Consider the following 18053-nt stretch of genomic DNA (forward strand, 5'->3'; position numbering starts at 1 on the left):
ATACTACAAAAATAGTACACGGGGGAGATGTTTGGTAAGTTTAAGTCATAGAATCGCTTTATCATAAAAAACACCAAATCAAAGTGATTTGGTGTAATAAGTCAGCAACAATAACGGGCAGATTTTATTTACTTAATGATTGCTCGATATTTGACAACCGCCGTTGCGCCAATGCCAAGCTCTTGGATATTCCAGCGCAGGGCTTGATATTGATTAAAAGGCAAGTTTTGGACAGAGCCATCAGCGGCGGTGGTACGAATTGGCATGAACACAAAGCGTGAACCATCAGCACTGGCTTGGGTGCCCATACTTGGTGAGACCACACCAGTAAATTCAGCCCCTTGAGGCAAGCTCAAAGCCACACGCATATCACGCACGCGATCTTTACCATTATTGGTGAGCAGCACTTGATATTCGATCAGATCGCCTGCCTTGATGGTGCTCTGAGCAGTCACAGGCTCAAGCACCTCTTGACCGTTATCCATGCGCACGATGAATGCATTCATCACGGTGCCAACCTCGTTACTCGTTACAACTGTCGGCGTGGTCTCAGGCAGCTGAACGGCTGACACTGTCGGCTGAGTGGTGGTCGATGGCGCTGTGCCCATAGGCGCTGTCGCACACGCAGACAATGCCAAAGCCATCACACCCAAAGAAAAAGCAGCAGAAATTTTCATAAATTCATCCTTTGTTTGTCAAATTTTTATGCGTCCATAAGCATAGCACAGCTGATCAGCGGTGTGAATTTCTCGACTGTTTAATTATGGTAACCGCCGACAAATGCTTAAGATCGTAGGCGATGATGACAGATATCACCCTATGTCAATCTTATCAAAAAGCAGATAAATCACTTGGCATCCGCCCAAAACTTTGCTATGGTATCTTGATGAGTATTCATAGGACATTTGACCAAAATCAGGCACCCTAGCCGCATATATTTTCCGCCATTTTATTAGTTTATCAGCCATTGAATCATTTGGAGCATTCATGAATTCTGTTAGCACCTCTGAGAACGCGCCTGCACTAACACCTGTGCATTGGTTTCGTAATTCTGCCCCTTACATCAATACCCATCGCGGCAAAACCTTTGTGGTCATGTTTGGAGGTGAGGCGGTCGCTCGTGATAATTTTAGCACGCTGATTCATGATTTTGCGCTGCTGCATAGCTTGGGCATCAAATTGGTGCTCGTGCATGGCGCACGCCCACAAGTGGAAAAAAACTTGCAAGGTCGCGGATTGATGTCAAGTCTCCATGAGGATGTGCGCGTGACACCGCGTGAATCCATGCCTGCCATCTTGGAGGCAGTCGGCTCAATTCGCCTACAAATCGAAGCGCGGCTGTCGATGGGGCTTGCCAACTCCCCCATGTACGGCTCTCGCATTGATGCCATTTCAGGCAATTTTGTGACCGCGCGCCCTTATGGCATCAGAGGCGGTGTAGATTATCAGATGACAGGTGAGGTGCGCTCGATTGATGTGGATGCCATCCGCCACAATTTGGATAATGACCACATTGTCCTACTCGGACCGACGGGTTTTTCGGTTACGGGTGAAATTTTTAATCTACTGGCAGAAGATGTGGCGCTGACCACGGCAGTTGCCCTACAGGCTGATAAGCTGATTTTCTTAGGTGAGCAAGATGGCATCATCAGCCGTGATGGTCGCTTACTGCATGAGCTGATCCCTAATGAGGTCGATCGCCTGCTGCGTGATCGTGATGATCATGAAGAGATTGCGCATTTTCTGCGCTGCGCTGCCAGTGCCTGCCGTCAAGGCGTACACCGCACCCATATCATCTCGTATGCCAAAGATGGTGCGTTGATTGAGGAGCTGTTCACGCGTGACGGGTCGGGCACTTTGGTCAGTCATGATCCTTATGAGGAGATCCGCCGCGCGACCGTCAACGATGTCATCGGTCTGCTTGAGCTGCTAAAACCTCTTGAAGAGCAAGGCATCTTAGTGCGTCGCAGCCAAGAGCGCCTAGAGCAAGAGATCGAGTTTTATAATGTGATTGAGCGTGATGGCACCATTTTGGGCTGTGCGGCGCTTTATCCGCTAGATGCCCAGTCGGCAGAAGTGGCAAGCCTTGCCATTCATCCTGATTATCGCAAAGGCAGCCGCGGCGCTGATTTGTTGGCGTTTTTGGAGCAGCAAGCCAGAAGTCATGGACGCCATCAGTTATACGCTTTGACGACTCATACCGCACATTGGTTTGTTGAGCAAGGGTTTGGCGAAGTGTCGGTAGATGAGCTGCCAAAAGATCGTCAAGACAGCTATGATCATAGCCGTAACTCAAAAGTGCTCAAAAAATTATTATAATTTAGGTATCAAAAATCCCAAGCAATGTGCTTGGGATTTTTATTGATGGGTGATCAGCGGTCAGCTTAGCCAAGCACACTAATGAAGGTTTGTAAAATTGCCACGTTCATGATATCAACAAAGAACGCACCGACCATCGGAACGATCAAGAATGCTTTATGAGAAGGCATATAGCGGTCTGTGATCGCCTGCATATTGGCGATGGCAGTTGGTGTTGCGCCCAAGCCAAAGCCGCAATGACCAGCCGCAAGTACCGCGGCGTCGTAATCTTTACCCATCACACGGAATGTCAAGAAGTACGCATAAGCAACCATCGCGATCGTCTGTGCCACTAAAATGATCAAGATCGGACCTGCCAAGTCGGTCAGCTCCCACAGTTTGAGCGACAATAAAGCCATCGCCAAGAACAATGACAGCGCCGCGTTACCAAAGACATCGATGGCGCGATCAAACATATCAAAATTAAAAATCGTGGTCAAAGTATTACGAATCACCACACCGCCAAACAGCGCCCAAACAAAGGTCGGTAGCTCAAACCAAGTATCTTTTGCCACCCCAGTCATAATATCAGCAAATGCCAAACACGCCGCAAATAGCGCCAGTGTCTCAATCGCCGATGATGCCGTGATCAGACGGATATTATCAGGTCTTTCAAACATCTCTTTGTGCGCGGTATCGTCATCAAGATCATGCTTGGTGCTGTAAAGTGAGTGCTTGGCGGCAAGCTTTTCAACTTCTGATTGATCGGCTTTTTTGGCAGTTGGTTCAATCCCCAACTGATTGGTCAATCGCTTGGCGACAGGACCGCCGATGATACCGCCTGCCACCAAACCATAGGTAGCACAAGCAATGCCCAAAGTCGTCGCACCCACTAAGCCATATTTATCTTCAAAGGTCGATCCCCAAGCGCCTGCCGTACCATGACCGCCTGTCAGCGATACCGAGCCTGCTACCAATCCCATCAAAGGATCTAAGCCCAGCACTGTCGCCAAACCGACGCCGACGGCATCTTGAAGCAAGATAAAGCCTGATACGACAAATAGGAAAATGAATAAAGGTTTACCGCCTGCTTTTAGTCGTCCAAAATCTGCCGACAAGCCAATAGAAGCAAAAAACATCAGCATACACGCTGTCTGCAATTCTCTTTGAAAGGTAAAACTGTAGCCAAAAAAGAAATTCAAACAATACACGATGACTGCAGCAATCAGACCGCCTGCCACTGGCTCAGGGATGTTAAAATCCCCCAAAAATTTAATTTTCTTGACCAAAAAACGCCCCAGCAACAATACCAGTGTCGCCAAGATCAGCGTATAATAGCCGTTTAAAGTAATTTCCATAAGTGCTCCTATCAGGGCAAATTTCACACCTTATCATGCACGCTCATACTGCTGCACCAGCCAGTCATGATAATCCCAAGTTGTTTAGTCAATTCAATAGACGCGGGCAATTATAAGGCATATTCTTTGCAGTCATCAGTGTATTTAAAAAATTACAGCATTCATTTGTTACAATATATTTCAAAAATGGCAAGTCATCGCTGTTTAAAACCTATGCTAATCCATCAAAAAGATTCAGCCAAGCCGCTAACCGCCAAATACTAAGCCAAAAACATCTAAAAAACCCCAAATCGCACAGATTTGGGGTTTGGGTCATGGTCATCATAAGCTAAATTTAGCTTACCACATTTAATCAGCGCAAAAACGCACGCGCATTGCGGAACAGTCGCATCCAAGCACCATCTTGAGCCCATTCATCAGGCTTCCACGAGTGATTGACCGCACGCAGAGTACGCTCAGGGTGCGGCATCATCAAAGTGACACGACCATCGTTACTACAGATGCCCGTCACACCTTCTGGTGAGCCATTTGGGTTTAAAGGATAATGTTCGGTAGGGTTGCCTTGGCTATCAACATAACGCAGTGCAATCTGACCATGGCGAGCCAACTCTGACAGGGATTTATCATCCAAATTGGCATAACCCTCACCGTGTGCAATCGCAATCGGCAAAATGCTGTCTTGCATGCCTTTTAGCAGTACCGACTTGGTGCGCTCAACTCGCACATTGACAGTACGCGCCTCAAAACGGGCTGATTTATTGGCAATAAAGCGTGGGAAATGTTCAGCGCCAATCATCAGGTCTTTTAGCTGACTCATCATCTGACAGCCGTTACACACACCCAACGCGAAAGTCTCAGGGCGATGGAAGAATCTGGCAAATTGCATCCGTAGCTCATCGTGGAACAGCACTGAGTTTGCCCAACCAGAGCCCGCCCCCAAAACGTCACCGTAACTAAAGCCGCCACACGCCACCAAGCCTTCAAAATCACGCAAATTAATGCGCCCGCTCATTAAGTCGCTCATGTGCACATCAATGGCATCAAAGCCTGCGCGCACAAAGCCTGCACCCATCTCTAGGTGTCCGTTCACCCCTTGCTCACGCAAAATGGCAACTTTTGGTAAGCTGGTGCGACTGTTTACATACGGCGCTTCTACCGCCAAATCCAAGTCATAATTGGCATCAGCAATCAAGCCATGATGAGTGATATCATCAATGAGTGCAAATTCTTGATCGGCGCATGCAGGATTATCACGCAGACTTTGGATGGCATGGCTGACTTTTGACCACTGCTTTTGAAGTTCGCTGCGGCTAAATGACCATGATTGGCTTGGCGTTTCGATGCTTAATACATCGATGCCAGCGCCGCCTGCAGGCGTCGTTTTGGCTTGACCAATCAAGCTGACAAACTCGCTCACCTGATGGGTTTGGGCTAATTCAACAAATGCCGCCACATCTTCAGGCAGGACTTGAACGACGGCGCCCAATTCTTCGGCGAACAGCTGACCTAGTAGATTATCATCGCTCAGCGCAAGACCAATCGCCATGCGACTGGCGAACTGCATCTCTGCAACCGACGCAATCAATCCGCCATCACCGATATCATGATAAGCTTGGATGATGCCTGCTTTTGCCGCCGCTTGAATGAAAGCAAAGAAATTAGCCAAATCCTCGGGACGCTCTAAATCTGGACACTGGTCACCAAGCTGACTTAAAGTCTGCGCTAAAATTGAGCCGCCCAAACGAAGCTTGCCTGCCGATAGGTCAATGCGATATAGCACCGAATCGGTATTTTTTAGAGCTGGGGTGAGTGTGCCTGCCACATCTTGGACAGGCGCAAATGCGGTGATAATCAAGCTCATCGGTGACGTGACTGACTTGTCTGCGCCATCCTCATTCCAAACCGCTTTCATAGATAAGCTGTCTTTACCCACAGGGATGGTAATGCCAAGCGCAGGACACAGCTCCTCGCCTACAGCATGAACGGCGTCAAATAAAGCTGCGTCTTCTTTTTCGTCGCCACATGCTGCCATCCAGTTAGCTGACAAGGTGACATCACTGATTTTGGCAATCCGAGCTGAAGCGATGTTGGTCACCGCCTCACCAACTGCCAGACGTGCCGATGCCTTAGGATCGATGAGCGCAACTGGCGCACGCTCGCCCATTGCCATGGCTTCGCCTGTGATGGCGTTAAGTGCGGTGCTCGTCACGGCACAGTCTGCCACAGGGACTTGATAACGCCCAACATATTGATCTTGGGTCACCATACCAGTAATCGAGCGGTCGCCAATAGAAATTAGGAATGACTTACTGGCAACTGTCGGATGGCGCAGAACATCTTTGATGCTGGTGGCGATATCTACCGAGGCGGTATCAAGCGGCTTGAGATTTGGTGCTGTACGGCTAAAGCTTCGCTTCATCTTTGGCGTACCGCCTAACAATACCTGCATCGGCATATCCACAGGCTGCTCTGGCAACAAACTGTCATCCACCGTCAGCTGGCGCACTGTAGTCGCTGTACCCAAAATGGCATAAGGGCAGCGCTCACGAGCACAGATACTATCAAATAACGCCTCACTTTCTGGACGGATGGCGAGCACGTAGCGCTCTTGAGCTTCGTTTGACCAAATCGCCATCGGTGACATGCCTGCCTCAAGCGACGGCACCTTACGCAGATTCAGATGCGCGCCAAGCTCATGATCATCGACCAGCTCTGGCATGGCATTTGATAAGCCGCCAGCGCCGACATCATGGATTGAGACGATTGGGTTATTATCCACTCCGTCTTTGGTCATCGCCCAGCAAGTATCAATCACCTCTTGGCAGCGGCGTTCCATCTCAGCATTGTCACGCTGCACCGACGCAAAATCAAGCCCTTCATCCAGCTCACCGCTATCAACCGAACTGGCTGCACCACCGCCCAAACCAATCTGCATGGCAGGACCGCCCAACACGATCAGCAGATCGCCTTCTTGGATGGTGTTTTTTTGGACCAAATCACGCTTGATATTCCCATAGCCGCCTGCGATCATGATGGGCTTATGATAGCCACGCATTTGGCTGCCATCTTGGGCATCGGAGGTGTCTAGCTGAAAAGTACGAAAATAGCCATTTAAATTAGGACGACCAAACTCATTGGCGAACGCAGCGCCGCCCAGCGGTCCTTCAATCATGATATCAAGTGCCGATGCCATGCGCGCAGGCTTGCCATAGTCGGCAGCAGAGACTTGACCTGAAGTTTCCCATTTTTCAGGCATATCAGGCAGATGCAGATGTGAGACGCTAAAGCCTGTCAAGCCTGCTTTGGGCTTACCGCCGCGACCTGTAGCGCCTTCATCACGGATCTCGCCGCCTGCGCCTGTCGCCGCGCCTGCAAATGGTGCGATGGCAGTTGGGTGGTTGTGGGTCTCAACCTTCATTAGGATGTCAATTTGCTCATTATGAAAGCCATACTGAGCCTCGCCCTCGGCGTTTTTGGTTGGATAAAAGCGCTCAGCCACAAAGCCTTCCATGACCGCAGCGTTATCCTTATAAGCCGATAAAATGCCGTCAGAATTTTTTTCGTGCGTATTACGAATCATCTTAAACAAAGACTTCGGCTGCACATCACCGCCGACCGTCCACTCAGCATTAAAGATCTTATGTCGACAATGCTCGGAGTTGGCTTGGGCAAACATCATCAGCTCAACATCAGTTGGGTTGCGACCAAGCTTGGTGAAATTATCCACTAAATAATCGATATCTTCAGCCGACAGCGCAAAGCCGTATTCGGTATTTGCCGCCACCAAGGCATCTTTACCAAAGCCCATGATATCCACCGCGCCCAAATGCGCAGGCTCGCCGTCAATAAATAGCGCCGACACATCCGCCAAATCATACACCAAGCTTTGGGTCATGCGATCATGCAAAATGGCTTCGGCAGCTGCAGGCAAGCGCTTGGGCAAGTTTTCACCTGTCAGCGTGTACACGATCACACGCTCGACACGCCCAATCGCCACGCCGCAGTTATTAAAAATATCGGTCGCCTTAGATGCCCAAGGGCTGATCGTCCCAAAACGCGGTGCAACCACCACCTGCACTTGTCCGTCGTCAGCACCGTTTAGGCTTGGTGCTTGACCTTGATTTAATAAATCAATCGCTTTTTTGTGGTCAGACTCTGACAGCGGTTCATCAAACACATAAACCTGCTGACTGCTCAAGGCATGAATAGCTAGCCCAGCTTTTTGTTTGAGTTGGTCGGCTAATTTTTGTGCTTGGAAATCGGTCAAAAACCCTAAGCCTGCGATGGTGCTCATCATGGTGGTTACCCTTTGCTAAAGACGCCAAAAAGGTGGCAATATCATCAAAAATAAATGTTTTTTATTATAACAGATTTTAAGGCGATGTTTTCATGAAATCAAAAAAGGGATGAAAATTTCATCCCCCTTTCATGGCATAATCGGCTTGATCATTGATCACAAAATCGGTCTTTATCAAGATCATTTTGGGCTTGGTGGCGCCCTAAAGAAGTGCTCAGTCCATGCTAGATAAATCAAGCTTTGGATCAATCAAAAACACCATAAAAGTACCAATCGCCACCAAAATACTGGTCGTGATGCCAAGCTTAGTGACAGGATCCAAATCAAACAAGCCAATGAGTAGACCGCCAAAAATACCTACCGAAAACTGTAGCGCGCCTTGTAGCGCACTTGCCAAGCCTGCACGCTTTTTTTGAAATGCTAGCGCGATGGCGGTCGCGTTCGGCTGCGTAAAACCTAGCCCTGCAATACAAATAAAGATACTGGCAAATACCCAATAAAAATTCGCCGCACCGCCAAAACTTAGACCCAGTATCAGTAGCACCGCAGCAGCGATCAACTGAATCAGCGCCCCAGTGCGTAGCAAATTCACCAAATGAAAACGCTTGGTCAAGAACTGATTCACTTGGGTTAGCGCAATGAATCCAAAGGCATTCATCCCAAAAGCGATGGCAAACTGATGCTCGGTTAGGTGATAATTCACCATAAACAGCTCACTTGAGATGGATAAATAAATAAAAAACGCACCTTGCAGTAGCCCTGCCGCCACTGCAGGCAGCATAAAGGTACGATCTTTCATCAAGCTAAGATACTGCCCAAAGCTTTCGGACATCGGGCGGGTATTGCGATTTTCAGGCTTTAGGGTTTCTTTTAAGAAAAATTTGGTCAAAAGCAAGTTTAGCACCCCAAAGCCTGCCAAAAACCAAAATACGCCGTGCCAATCTGCCACTCTTAAAATCAGCGCACCCAAACTGGGTGCCAAGATCGGCGCAATGCCCATCACCAGCACCATTAAGCTAAAAGCACGCGCCGATTGGACTGGATTAAGGGTGTCTCTGATGGCAGCTCGGGTTACGACTGCGCTCACGCAGGCGCCTAATGCTTGCAAGGTTCTTGCAGCGAATAATACATATTCGTTATTGGTCATGGCGCAGATGATCGATGCAATGATAAAAATGGTCATGCCCAAGTACATGGGCTTAACCCGTCCAACACGGTCGCTGAACGGTCCATAAAACAGCTGCCCGAACACCAATCCCAAAAAATACGCCGGCACAGATTTGGCAATGGTGCTGACACTGACGCCAAAATCTTCTGCCATGCTCGGAAAAGCCGGCAAATACATATCAATTGATAACGGTCCGATGGCGACCATCACGCCCAGCATCATCACCCAAAGTGCGGGAAACTTTGTATCGTGGTTATTTGTTGTTGTCATTTTAATCTATAATTATGTATGGGTTTATCGTAAAAATCATTATTGTATCACAGCTGTGTTAATTTTAATTTTTAGAAACTGTCAAAATACCTTGCGCACAGTTTGCGTTTTCGATGATAATAAGTCCTTTATGATCCAATCAACCTAAGCCATCTCATGACCACCGCCCTGCCGCCCCTCGCTCGCCTTATCTTACAACATCAGCTGATGGCAGAAGACGACTTATCAAAAGCCGCCGCCGACGCCAAGCAGTTGCAGCGCTCATTTGCTCAGCATTTGGTCACAAGCCAGCTCATGGACGCAGCCCAGCTGTCGCGCCTCCAAAGCTTAAGCCAAAATCTGCCCATTTATGAGCTGCCCAATCAGCTTAATCAAGCCATCGAAACTGGCCTGGACCCTGCGCTGTTTATCAAATATCGGATGCTGCCTTTAAGCTATGATGAGCACACGCTGACCCTAGCCATGAGTGATGTGACCGATAAAGATGCCATCGCTGCCATTCGCTTTCATGCGCGCCGTCAGATCCGACCTGTGCTTGTCGAAGAAGATAAGCTCTCCGCCTTATTAGATGGGCTGTATCTGGGTGCAGGCACGTTTGATGATGCCCAAAAAACAGCATCAAGCCCCCAATCTCAAGCGGACGACGCCCCCACCGTACGCTTTGTCAATCAGCTGTTCGCCGACGCCATCCGCCTAAAAGCCTCCGACATTCATTTTGAGCCTTATGATGCCAGTTATCGCATCCGCTTTCGCATTGATGGCGTGATGCAAGTGATACATAATCCACCCAAATCTTTGGCTGCCAAGATCGCCTCTTATATCAAAGTGATGGCAAATCTTGATATCGCTGAGCGTCGCCGCGCTCAAGACGGGCGCTTGAAGTTTGATGCTCAAGACGGGCGCTCGGTGGACTTTCGTGTCAGTACGCTGCCCACTTTATATGGCGAAAAGGTGGTGCTAAGACTGCTTGACTCTGCTCATGCGCTCATTGGGCTAGATGCGCTTGGGATGGATGACGCCCAAAAACAGCTATTCATTCATGCGCTCTCGCGCCCTCAAGGCATGATTTTGGTGACAGGTCCCACAGGCTCAGGCAAGACAGTTTCGCTGTACACCGCTTTGATGCGTCTCAATCAGCCTGAAATTAATATTTTAAGCTGCGAAGACCCTGTTGAGATTAATTTGCCTGGTGTCAATCAGGTTAATATCAATCCCAAAGTACAGCTGGATTTTGCCGATGCGCTCAGAGCATTTTTGCGTCAAGATCCCGATGTAATTATGGTCGGAGAGATTCGCGATACTGAGACCGCCCAAATCGCCACCACCGCTGCCCAAACAGGGCATTTGGTCTTATCAACGCTGCACACCAACTCAGCCAGCGATACCATCACGCGTATGCACAGCATGGGCGTGCCATCTTTTCATTTGGCAAGCAGCTTAAGCCTGATCATCGCCCAAAGGCTGGCTCGCCGACTGTGCGACGCCTGCAAACAGCCCACCACCTTACCAGATGATGTACTCAGATCGGCAGGATTTAGCGATCAAGACATCGCTAAGCGTCCAACGCTTTATACGCCTGTCGGCTGCCATAAATGTAAGGACGGTCATCAGGGGCGAGTGGGTATCTTTGAAGTGCTGCCCATCACACCGCCCATGGCTGAACTGATTTTGGCACAGGCATCCGCTACCAAAATCGATGCTTGGGCGCGTGCTCAAGGTCATGACAGTCTCAGACAAGCGGGCATCAAAAAAGTCATTGCTGGTCAGATCAGCCTCACTGAGATGCATCGCGTCACTTCTGAATCATGGCAAAGCCGTTCAAGCTCTGTGGATAATCCTGTGGATAAAGTATAATTTTTAATGAAAAAATTAAATAAACCTTTGATTAATCAAGGCATTAAGAATAAGATCATCTCAGATCGCCCTTCTGTGGATAACTTATCCAAATCGCCAAAAATGCTCACATTTGATTACCGTGCCAAGTCTCATGATGGTAAATCGGTCAACGGTCAAATCAGCGCCCATAATGTCAGCCTAGCCAAGGCGCGTCTGCGCAAACAAGGCTTTTATCACATCCATCTGACTGCCAAGCGGACACGGTGGCACTTTGAGCGCCCGATTGCCAATAAGCAGATTTTGCTTAGTCTTCGCACTTTGGCGACGCTGTTAAAATCAGGGGTCGTTTTGACCGATGCACTAGATATCGCTGCCAACACCACGACGAACCGCCGCCTATCAAACAAACTGATTCAAATTAAGCAGCGCATCGAGCAAGGAGAAAGCTTCGCCCAAGCGATCAGCGCTCATCCAGAATTTGGCAGCCTCACACTGGCGCTCATCGATGCTGGCGAAAAATCTGGTGCGCTTGATATCATGCTTGAGCGAGCCGCCGAACACGCCGAACACCAAGCACTTCGCCAATCTCAGCTCAATCAAGCTCTACGCTATCCTGCCGCCATCGCATTGACCGCGATCATCGTCAGCACCGTGATGCTTTTAAAGGTTGTGCCAAGCTTTGCGGCAAGCTTTGGCAGCATGGGCGATGAGCTGCCGACCGTGACGCTGTGGGTACTGTCGCTGTCGCAGTGGCTGTCAGCGTATTTTTGGCAACTGCTTTTGGTGCTGACAATGAGCATTGGGCTATTTGTTTATGTTTATAAGACCAGCGCCCGCCTAAGACTTTGGTGTGCCAAAACTGCTTTTGGCTTGCCGATTTTTGGTAAGCTGATCCAAGCGGTTGGTAGCGCGCGTTTTGCACAGACATTGTCCACCACCTTTGGCTCGGGCGTTCCTTTGGCAGAGAGTATTTTATTGGCGGGGCGTGCCTGTGATCATGTGCTGTATTTAGATGCGAGCGAAAAGATCGCAAAAGCTGTTAAAACTGGCACGCCTTTGGGGCAAGCCATGTCAGATGCCAAACTATTTTCACCCATGAGCGTGCAGATGGTGACGGTGAGTGAAGCCTCAGGTCGGCTGTCTGAGATGCTTGATCAAGTTGCCAAGCACCATGACAAAGAAGTCAAGGATAAAACCGATGCCTTAATTGGCATGATTGAGCCTGCCATCATCCTTATCATGGGCGTGCTAATCGGTGGGCTTGTGCTGGCGATGTATTTACCAATATTTAATATGAGCATGGGCGCATGATGGCTTTGATATTGGCATCTTTGCCTGACTGGGCGTGGTATGCCCTAGCCGCACTGCTCGGCGCAGGGGTGGGCGGATATCTGACACATTTGATGTATGCCCTGCCCCATCGAATGATGCTTGAGTGGCAGGCAGAGACGACGCAGATGATCGATCCTGTCGTTTCAATAGACGCTCAAGATAAGCTTTTGACAGGCTTTGGGTCGCCTTATCATCAAAAAGTGGCACCTGCTTATTTATATACCATCATGATCCTGCTCAGCGCCTTGCTCAGCGTAGGCACACTGGCTATTCAAGGCATATCCATTACTGGTGCTTTGTCGGTGATTTTTGTGTGGTTTGGTCTTGGGCTATCAAGCATCGACTATCGCGTGCAGCTGCTGCCCGATCGCCTTGTACTGCCGCTTGGCATGATTGGCTTGACGGCAAATGGCTTTGGGGTGTTGACCACGCCTTCGGATGCCATCTTTGGGGCGGTGGGTGGGTTTTTGGTGCTTTGGCTCATCAATGCCTTGTATCGCTTGGTGCGCCGACAAGATGGCATGGGGCTTGGCGATGCCAAACTCTTGGCTGCTTGTGGGGCTTGGCTTGGCGCATGGCAGCTGCCTATGATTGTGTTTATTGCCGCAGCGCTGGGCGTGGTGGCAGGCATCATCATTCAACGACATCAAGGCAAGGCATCTGCTTTTGCTTTTGGACCCTATCTGATAATGGCAGCGTGGTTGGTTTTGCTCTTTGGTGAATACTTAAAGTCTGCTGGGATCGGATAAGGGCTTTGATCAAATCTTTTTCATTGCTTTGGTCAGATATGCTACACTTTTGGTCGCAGGGCTTTTGTTCATTCATATCAAATGATAACGACAGTGAATTTAGCATAAATTTAGACATATCATAAGGAGAAAGGATGTTCATCTTGGGTTTAACTGGTGGCATTGGCAGTGGCAAAAGCGCTGTCAGCGACTATCTTGGCAAGCAAGGCATCACAGTGGTCGATGCCGATATCATCGCTCATCGCTTGACGGCGGACGGTAGCCCGCTTTTGATTAGCCTAAAAGAGGCGCTCGGGGACTGGGTGCTTGATGGTCAAGGACGATATGATCGCGCGGCGGTGCGGGCGCGGGTATTTAACGACCCACAGACTTTGGATCGGCTAAATGCCATCATACACCCTGCCATTCATCAAGCCATCTTAGATGAGCTTAACGGTTCGCAGTCTGCTTATACGATACTTTCGGTGCCGCTGTTGTTTGAGGGGCGACATAAATCGCCTAATCTTTTGTCGCTTTGTGATCATGTGCTCGTCGTGGATACCAGCGCTGAAACTCAAAGGCAGCGTGCCGCCAAGCGCGATGGTCATGATCCTGCTCAGATCCAAGCCATCATCGATAAGCAAATCAGCCGAGCGCAGCGACTGGCGTTGGCTCAAGACATCGGTGCAGATATCTTAGTCAATGATAAAACGCTGGACGACTTACACCAAGCTCTTGATACGCTTCACCAAAACTATCTGGCGATGGCAGCACAGCATGGATCAAAATGACGTATTCGGCTTTTTTAAGAACGCCTGCTCTTGTGTGCGGTAGAGGGTCGCCCAAGTATCGCATTGCGATGGCGATAGCGCCCAAATTCATCAATGATCAGCTTATGCTGACGCTCATAGTCTACTGTTGTCGCATCGGTGAATTGCTCAAACAGCGTCATGGCTTTTTCGTGAATCTGCTTAGACTCTGAATGCATATACGGCATGAGCATAAACCTGCGCTGATCTGGGTTTAAAGACTCAAACTCAGGTAATGCGATCGCTTCTTGTGCCAGTACCAGTGCCATACCATCGGTCTCAAAGGCTTGGGGTGTGTCTCGATGGATATTGCGTGAAAACTGATCAAGCACAATGATCTCAGCCAGCCGACCCAACATCTCACTGCGCCAATCCGCGCATTCGCCCGCTGCCGCCGACTCTAGCACTTCATCAAACTGATCACGAATCTTTTGATCAAATTCAGCAGATTTGGCGAACCACAGCGGCTGAGCGTCTTTTGAAAACCAAAATTCCAATACCGATTGTGCCAAAGGATGCATTATCTTCTCCTTAATAGTACAGTATGGCTGATCTAATAGGCGTTACACTAAAAGCCTATATAAAATAAAAAGATGATCATAACGACCATCTTTTTATGGTGAAGAGTCTTGGCAATGACGATGAAGTCATTAATTCCCATGAATGCGTGCGTTCAGCTCTTCTACAGCCATCACAAATACCGCATCCATTTTCCACGCTTCAGAAATAAAATTGCGCTGCGACTCATTAAAAAATGGCGCTTCATTCAACGGCACATCTTCTGGCAGCTGATTATCTGCGATAAACTGCTCAATGGCTTCATCGCTACTATCCAAGCCCAGCTGCTCAAACAGCTCATTGATGGTGTGGTGATCGCCGGTATTTAATAACATATTTTCTCCTTGGGTTGATTTTAAGCCGTCTTAGGCGTTTTTAAGCACATATTGCGTCGCTTCGTCGGCATTCATGGCGTGCATAAAGCGAGCGATGTTTGGATATGCTTCCCAAGATTTTTCTAAGTTTCTTGACCAGCGCACCATCACAAATGCCAAAGCATCGGCGACCGTTTTTTTATCTTGAAATACATGCGTGCCATCACCGATGAGCTTATCTAAATGAGTCATCGCACGGTCAATGCGCGCATACGACGCTTCTTTTGCCTTAGCGATGTCAGCATCACTTTCGCCTGTGGTATAACGCTGTGGACCAAAATATGGCCAAAATGCAGGGTGCAAATCAGAGCTTAAAAAGCTCATCACTTCATCAAATTCAAATTTATCCAAAGGATCAGCGCCTGCGCCCAAGTCTGCCTGCGGATAAGTATCCACGATATATTGCAAAATCGCACCTGCTTGCCCAAAAATGCGTCCATCAATATCCACCGCTGGCACTTGCGCCAAAGGATTGATTTTGGTGTATTCATCAGAATGCGGATCGACCTTTTGGACGGTGTAGTCAGCACCCGCCCACTCAAGCGCAATCCAGCAAGCCATCGCACAGGTACCTGGGGCATAATACAGTTTCATGTTTCTTCCTTTGTGTTGTTGAAATCAATTTGTCAGTTAGATGGTTTCATTGTAACAAGATTTAACGGTCGGTGGCAGGGTTTATTGTGTATTTTTATCAATAAATGTTGGCAAATGTTACCAAAAAATTAAGCAGTGTTTGGATAAATTTTAATCAGGCATTCGTTGGTCATTTTCGTAAAACAGCACAAAACTCGATCAGATAGTAATTTTGAATAAAAAGTTTTCATTATTTGGCTCAATGTATGCTAAACTCAAAATAACTCGGTCAGTACGGACAAGGATGATAAGATGACACCCAGTTTTGATGAATTACTCAACCCAGATGGTAGCTACAGAGCAGGTGCCCAAGGGCTTGGTGAATGGCTGTCTGCCACCAATAATGACACACTAAACGGGCTCAATGAGCAAGCGGCAAATATTTTTTATCGTAAGGGCGTGACTTTCACGGTCTATAGCGATGCCAATAACATCGAGCGGATGATTCCTTTTGATATCATCCCGCGCATCATCGAGCTGTCTGAATGGCAGACCATTGAGGCAGGCTGTCAGCAGCGTATTCGTGCGCTCAATCATTTTTTGGATGACATTTATCATCACCAACAAATCATCAAAGATGGCATCGTGCCCGCCCAGTATGTCTATGCCAGCGGCTGCTATGAGCCTTGGATGATGAATATTTCGCTTGCCAAGCCCATCTACTCTCATGTCAGTGGCATTGACTTGATCCGTGATGAGCAGGGTCAATATCGCGTTTTGGAGGATAATTTGCGCACGCCTTCGGGAGTGTCTTATATGCTTGAAAGCCGCGGCATCTCTGAAAGCCTGATGGGTGAGATTTATCATAGTATGGCGATCCAGCCAATCTCTGACTATCCGCAGCGCCTAAAAGCGTGCCTGACCAGCGCCACCGACAAATATGATCCGCAAATCGTTGTGCTGACGCCCGGTCGATTTAATTCCGCCTACTATGAGCATGCTTTTTTGGCGCGTGAGATGAATGTGCCATTGGTGCATGGCTATGATTTGATCGTTGAAGACAATAAAGTCTATATCCAAGGCGTGCGCGGTAAGGTGCAGGTCGATGTGATTTATCGGCGTATTGACGATCCTTTTTTGGATCCCTTGGCGTTTCGCTCAGATTCCATCTTAGGCGTGTCAGGGCTGATGAGCGCGTATCGCTCCGGCAATGTCGTCATCACCAATGCCCCCGGTACAGGCGTGGCAGATGATAAAAGCATGTATCCGTTCGTGCCTGCGATGATTGAGTATTATTTGAACGAAAAACCCATTTTGCCCAATGTTGAGACTTATCAATGTCGCAATCCTGATGAGCTGGGTTTTGTGTTGGATAATTTGGCTGATCTGGTGGTCAAAGAAACCCAAGGCTCGGGCGGCTATGGCATGCTGATCGGACCTGCCGCCACCAAAAAAGAAATCGATGCCTACCGAAAGCGTCTGCTTGACAATCCAGAAGGCTTCATCGCTCAGCCGACGCTGGCGCTGTCCACTTGTCCTACCGTCACAGAAGACGGCATCGAGCCGCGTCATATTGATTTGCGTCCATTTATTTTATCGCATGGCGATGGCAGCGTCGATATCACACCAGGCGGCTTGACTCGTGTGGCGATGATCAAAGGATCTCTGGTGGTCAACTCCTCCCAAGGCGGCGGTATCAAAGACACTTGGGTGGTGGATACCAAGGCATTGCCAAGCAGACAAAATCGTGCAGATGCGCACCTGACTTTAACGCGCGTCAGCCAAGCCATCTTGGATGAAACCTATCACAAAAAATCACTGATCTTACTGCTATCAACTGCCAGCTGCTTGGTGTGGCTTGGTCGCTATACTGAGCGGCTACGGCATTATGACAACTTGATCAATCGCCTCAAAAATAACGAGCTGACCTTGGCTGAGATTGAGCATATTAACACCCATCTTGGATTTGGGCTGGAGCACACTGGTCATCTACAAGACAGTGCCGAGCAGCTGTATCGCTGCCTACTGGCACACAAAATACCCGAAACTACCCAGGCCATCGACCAAAATGTCCAAGAAGTCACAGGCGTCATCGGCAAAGACAGCGCCGAGCTGTATCAATTCATCAAGCGACTGGCAAACGCCACCAAGTACCGTGCTGCCACCTTGCAACTGTATGCGTGCAACCAGTCCATGAGACAAGAAGACGCGACCGTTGTGCTGTTTTGGCGGTTGGGTCGCTGTTATGAGATTTTGGAGCGCCATATTTTACTCCAAGAAGATTGGCAAGACGCCTCCAACAACTTCCGCGAGCTGGTGAGTGCGCTGCCTGAAAACACGCGCTGGCGTGAGCTTGAGCGCTTGGCAAATCAGCTTGCCAAATCCCAAAAAGTGGTGAACTTTTGGCAAATGCGGGATGAATTTGCCGCCATTTTAGCACAAGGGGTTTAAG

The 18053-nt window shown here is 48.7% G+C and carries 12 protein-coding genes and 1 pseudogene; 6 read left to right on the plus strand and 7 right to left on the minus strand.

Features of this window, described 5'->3' with window-relative positions; all coding sequences use genetic code 11:
• Positions 1-128 precede the first annotated feature (128 nt).
• Positions 129-677, minus strand: coding sequence for a hypothetical protein (locus tag B0180_RS04550; protein ID WP_233424927.1), 549 nt, complete (start codon positions 675-677; stop codon positions 129-131).
• Positions 678-987: 310 nt separating this feature from the next.
• Here B0180_RS04550 and argA point away from each other — a divergent pair, with 310 nt between their 5' ends.
• Entirely contained in the window at positions 988-2319 is a 1332-nt protein-coding gene (gene argA / locus B0180_RS04560) for an amino-acid N-acetyltransferase (RefSeq protein ID WP_078255856.1), read from the plus strand.
• 65 nt (positions 2320-2384) lie between these two features.
• On the opposite strand, the gene B0180_RS04565 is transcribed toward argA, so the two are convergent.
• From B0180_RS04565 to B0180_RS04575, 3 genes are all read right to left on the minus strand, one after another.
• Complete coding sequence (locus B0180_RS04565) at positions 2385-3656, minus strand: sodium/glutamate symporter (RefSeq protein WP_078255857.1); 1272 nt, start codon at positions 3654-3656, stop codon at positions 2385-2387.
• Positions 3657-4008: 352 nt separating this feature from the next.
• Positions 4009-7953, minus strand: coding sequence for a phosphoribosylformylglycinamidine synthase (purL, locus tag B0180_RS04570; RefSeq protein WP_078255858.1), 3945 nt, complete (start codon positions 7951-7953; stop codon positions 4009-4011).
• Between the two features lie 214 nt (positions 7954-8167).
• Positions 8168-9391, minus strand: coding sequence for a multidrug effflux MFS transporter (locus tag B0180_RS04575; protein WP_078255859.1), 1224 nt, complete (start codon positions 9389-9391; stop codon positions 8168-8170).
• Positions 9392-9547: 156 nt separating this feature from the next.
• Here B0180_RS04575 and pilB point away from each other — a divergent pair, with 156 nt between their 5' ends.
• The 4 genes from pilB to coaE all read left to right on the plus strand — a co-directional run bounded on the left by pilB (position 9548) and on the right by coaE (position 14078).
• Entirely contained in the window at positions 9548-11245 is a 1698-nt protein-coding gene (pilB, locus tag B0180_RS04580) for a type IV-A pilus assembly ATPase PilB (protein ID WP_078255860.1), read from the plus strand.
• Positions 11246-11251: 6 nt separating this feature from the next.
• Positions 11252-12538, plus strand: a complete 1287-nt coding sequence (locus B0180_RS04585; protein WP_078255861.1) for a type II secretion system F family protein — start codon at positions 11252-11254, stop codon at positions 12536-12538.
• The gene (locus B0180_RS04590; RefSeq protein ID WP_078255943.1) at positions 12538-13308 is read left to right on the plus strand and encodes a prepilin peptidase; all 771 of its coding nucleotides are present in this window, start codon (positions 12538-12540) and stop codon (positions 13306-13308) included. The genes B0180_RS04585 and B0180_RS04590 overlap by 1 nt, the downstream gene beginning before the upstream one ends.
• A gap of 134 nt (positions 13309-13442) precedes the next feature.
• Positions 13443-14078, plus strand: a complete 636-nt coding sequence (coaE, locus tag B0180_RS04595) for a dephospho-CoA kinase (RefSeq protein WP_078255862.1) — start codon at positions 13443-13445, stop codon at positions 14076-14078.
• Here coaE and B0180_RS04600 read toward each other — a convergent pair.
• The 3 genes and pseudogenes from B0180_RS04600 to B0180_RS04610 all read right to left on the minus strand — a co-directional run bounded on the left by B0180_RS04600 (position 14070) and on the right by B0180_RS04610 (position 15622).
• Positions 14070-14617: pseudogene (locus tag B0180_RS04600) on the minus strand (DUF924 family protein). The gene coaE and the pseudogene B0180_RS04600 overlap by 9 nt on opposite strands.
• A gap of 129 nt (positions 14618-14746) precedes the next feature.
• Positions 14747-14989 carry a DUF2789 family protein gene (locus B0180_RS04605; protein WP_049238104.1) on the minus strand — a complete coding sequence of 81 codons (243 nt, stop codon included), beginning with the start codon at positions 14987-14989 and terminating at the stop codon, positions 14747-14749.
• A 30-nt stretch (positions 14990-15019) separates the two neighbouring features.
• On the minus strand, positions 15020-15622 hold the full coding sequence (locus tag B0180_RS04610) for a glutathione S-transferase family protein (protein ID WP_049238103.1): 603 nt from the start codon (positions 15620-15622) through the stop codon (positions 15020-15022).
• A gap of 291 nt (positions 15623-15913) precedes the next feature.
• Here B0180_RS04610 and B0180_RS04615 point away from each other — a divergent pair, with 291 nt between their 5' ends.
• Complete coding sequence (locus B0180_RS04615; RefSeq protein ID WP_078255863.1) at positions 15914-18052, plus strand: circularly permuted type 2 ATP-grasp protein; 2139 nt, start codon at positions 15914-15916, stop codon at positions 18050-18052.
• Position 18053 lies beyond the last annotated feature (1 nt).

Origin of the sequence: Moraxella canis, from assembly GCF_002014965.1 — a bacterium.
Lineage (GTDB): Bacteria > Pseudomonadota > Gammaproteobacteria > Pseudomonadales > Moraxellaceae > Moraxella > Moraxella canis.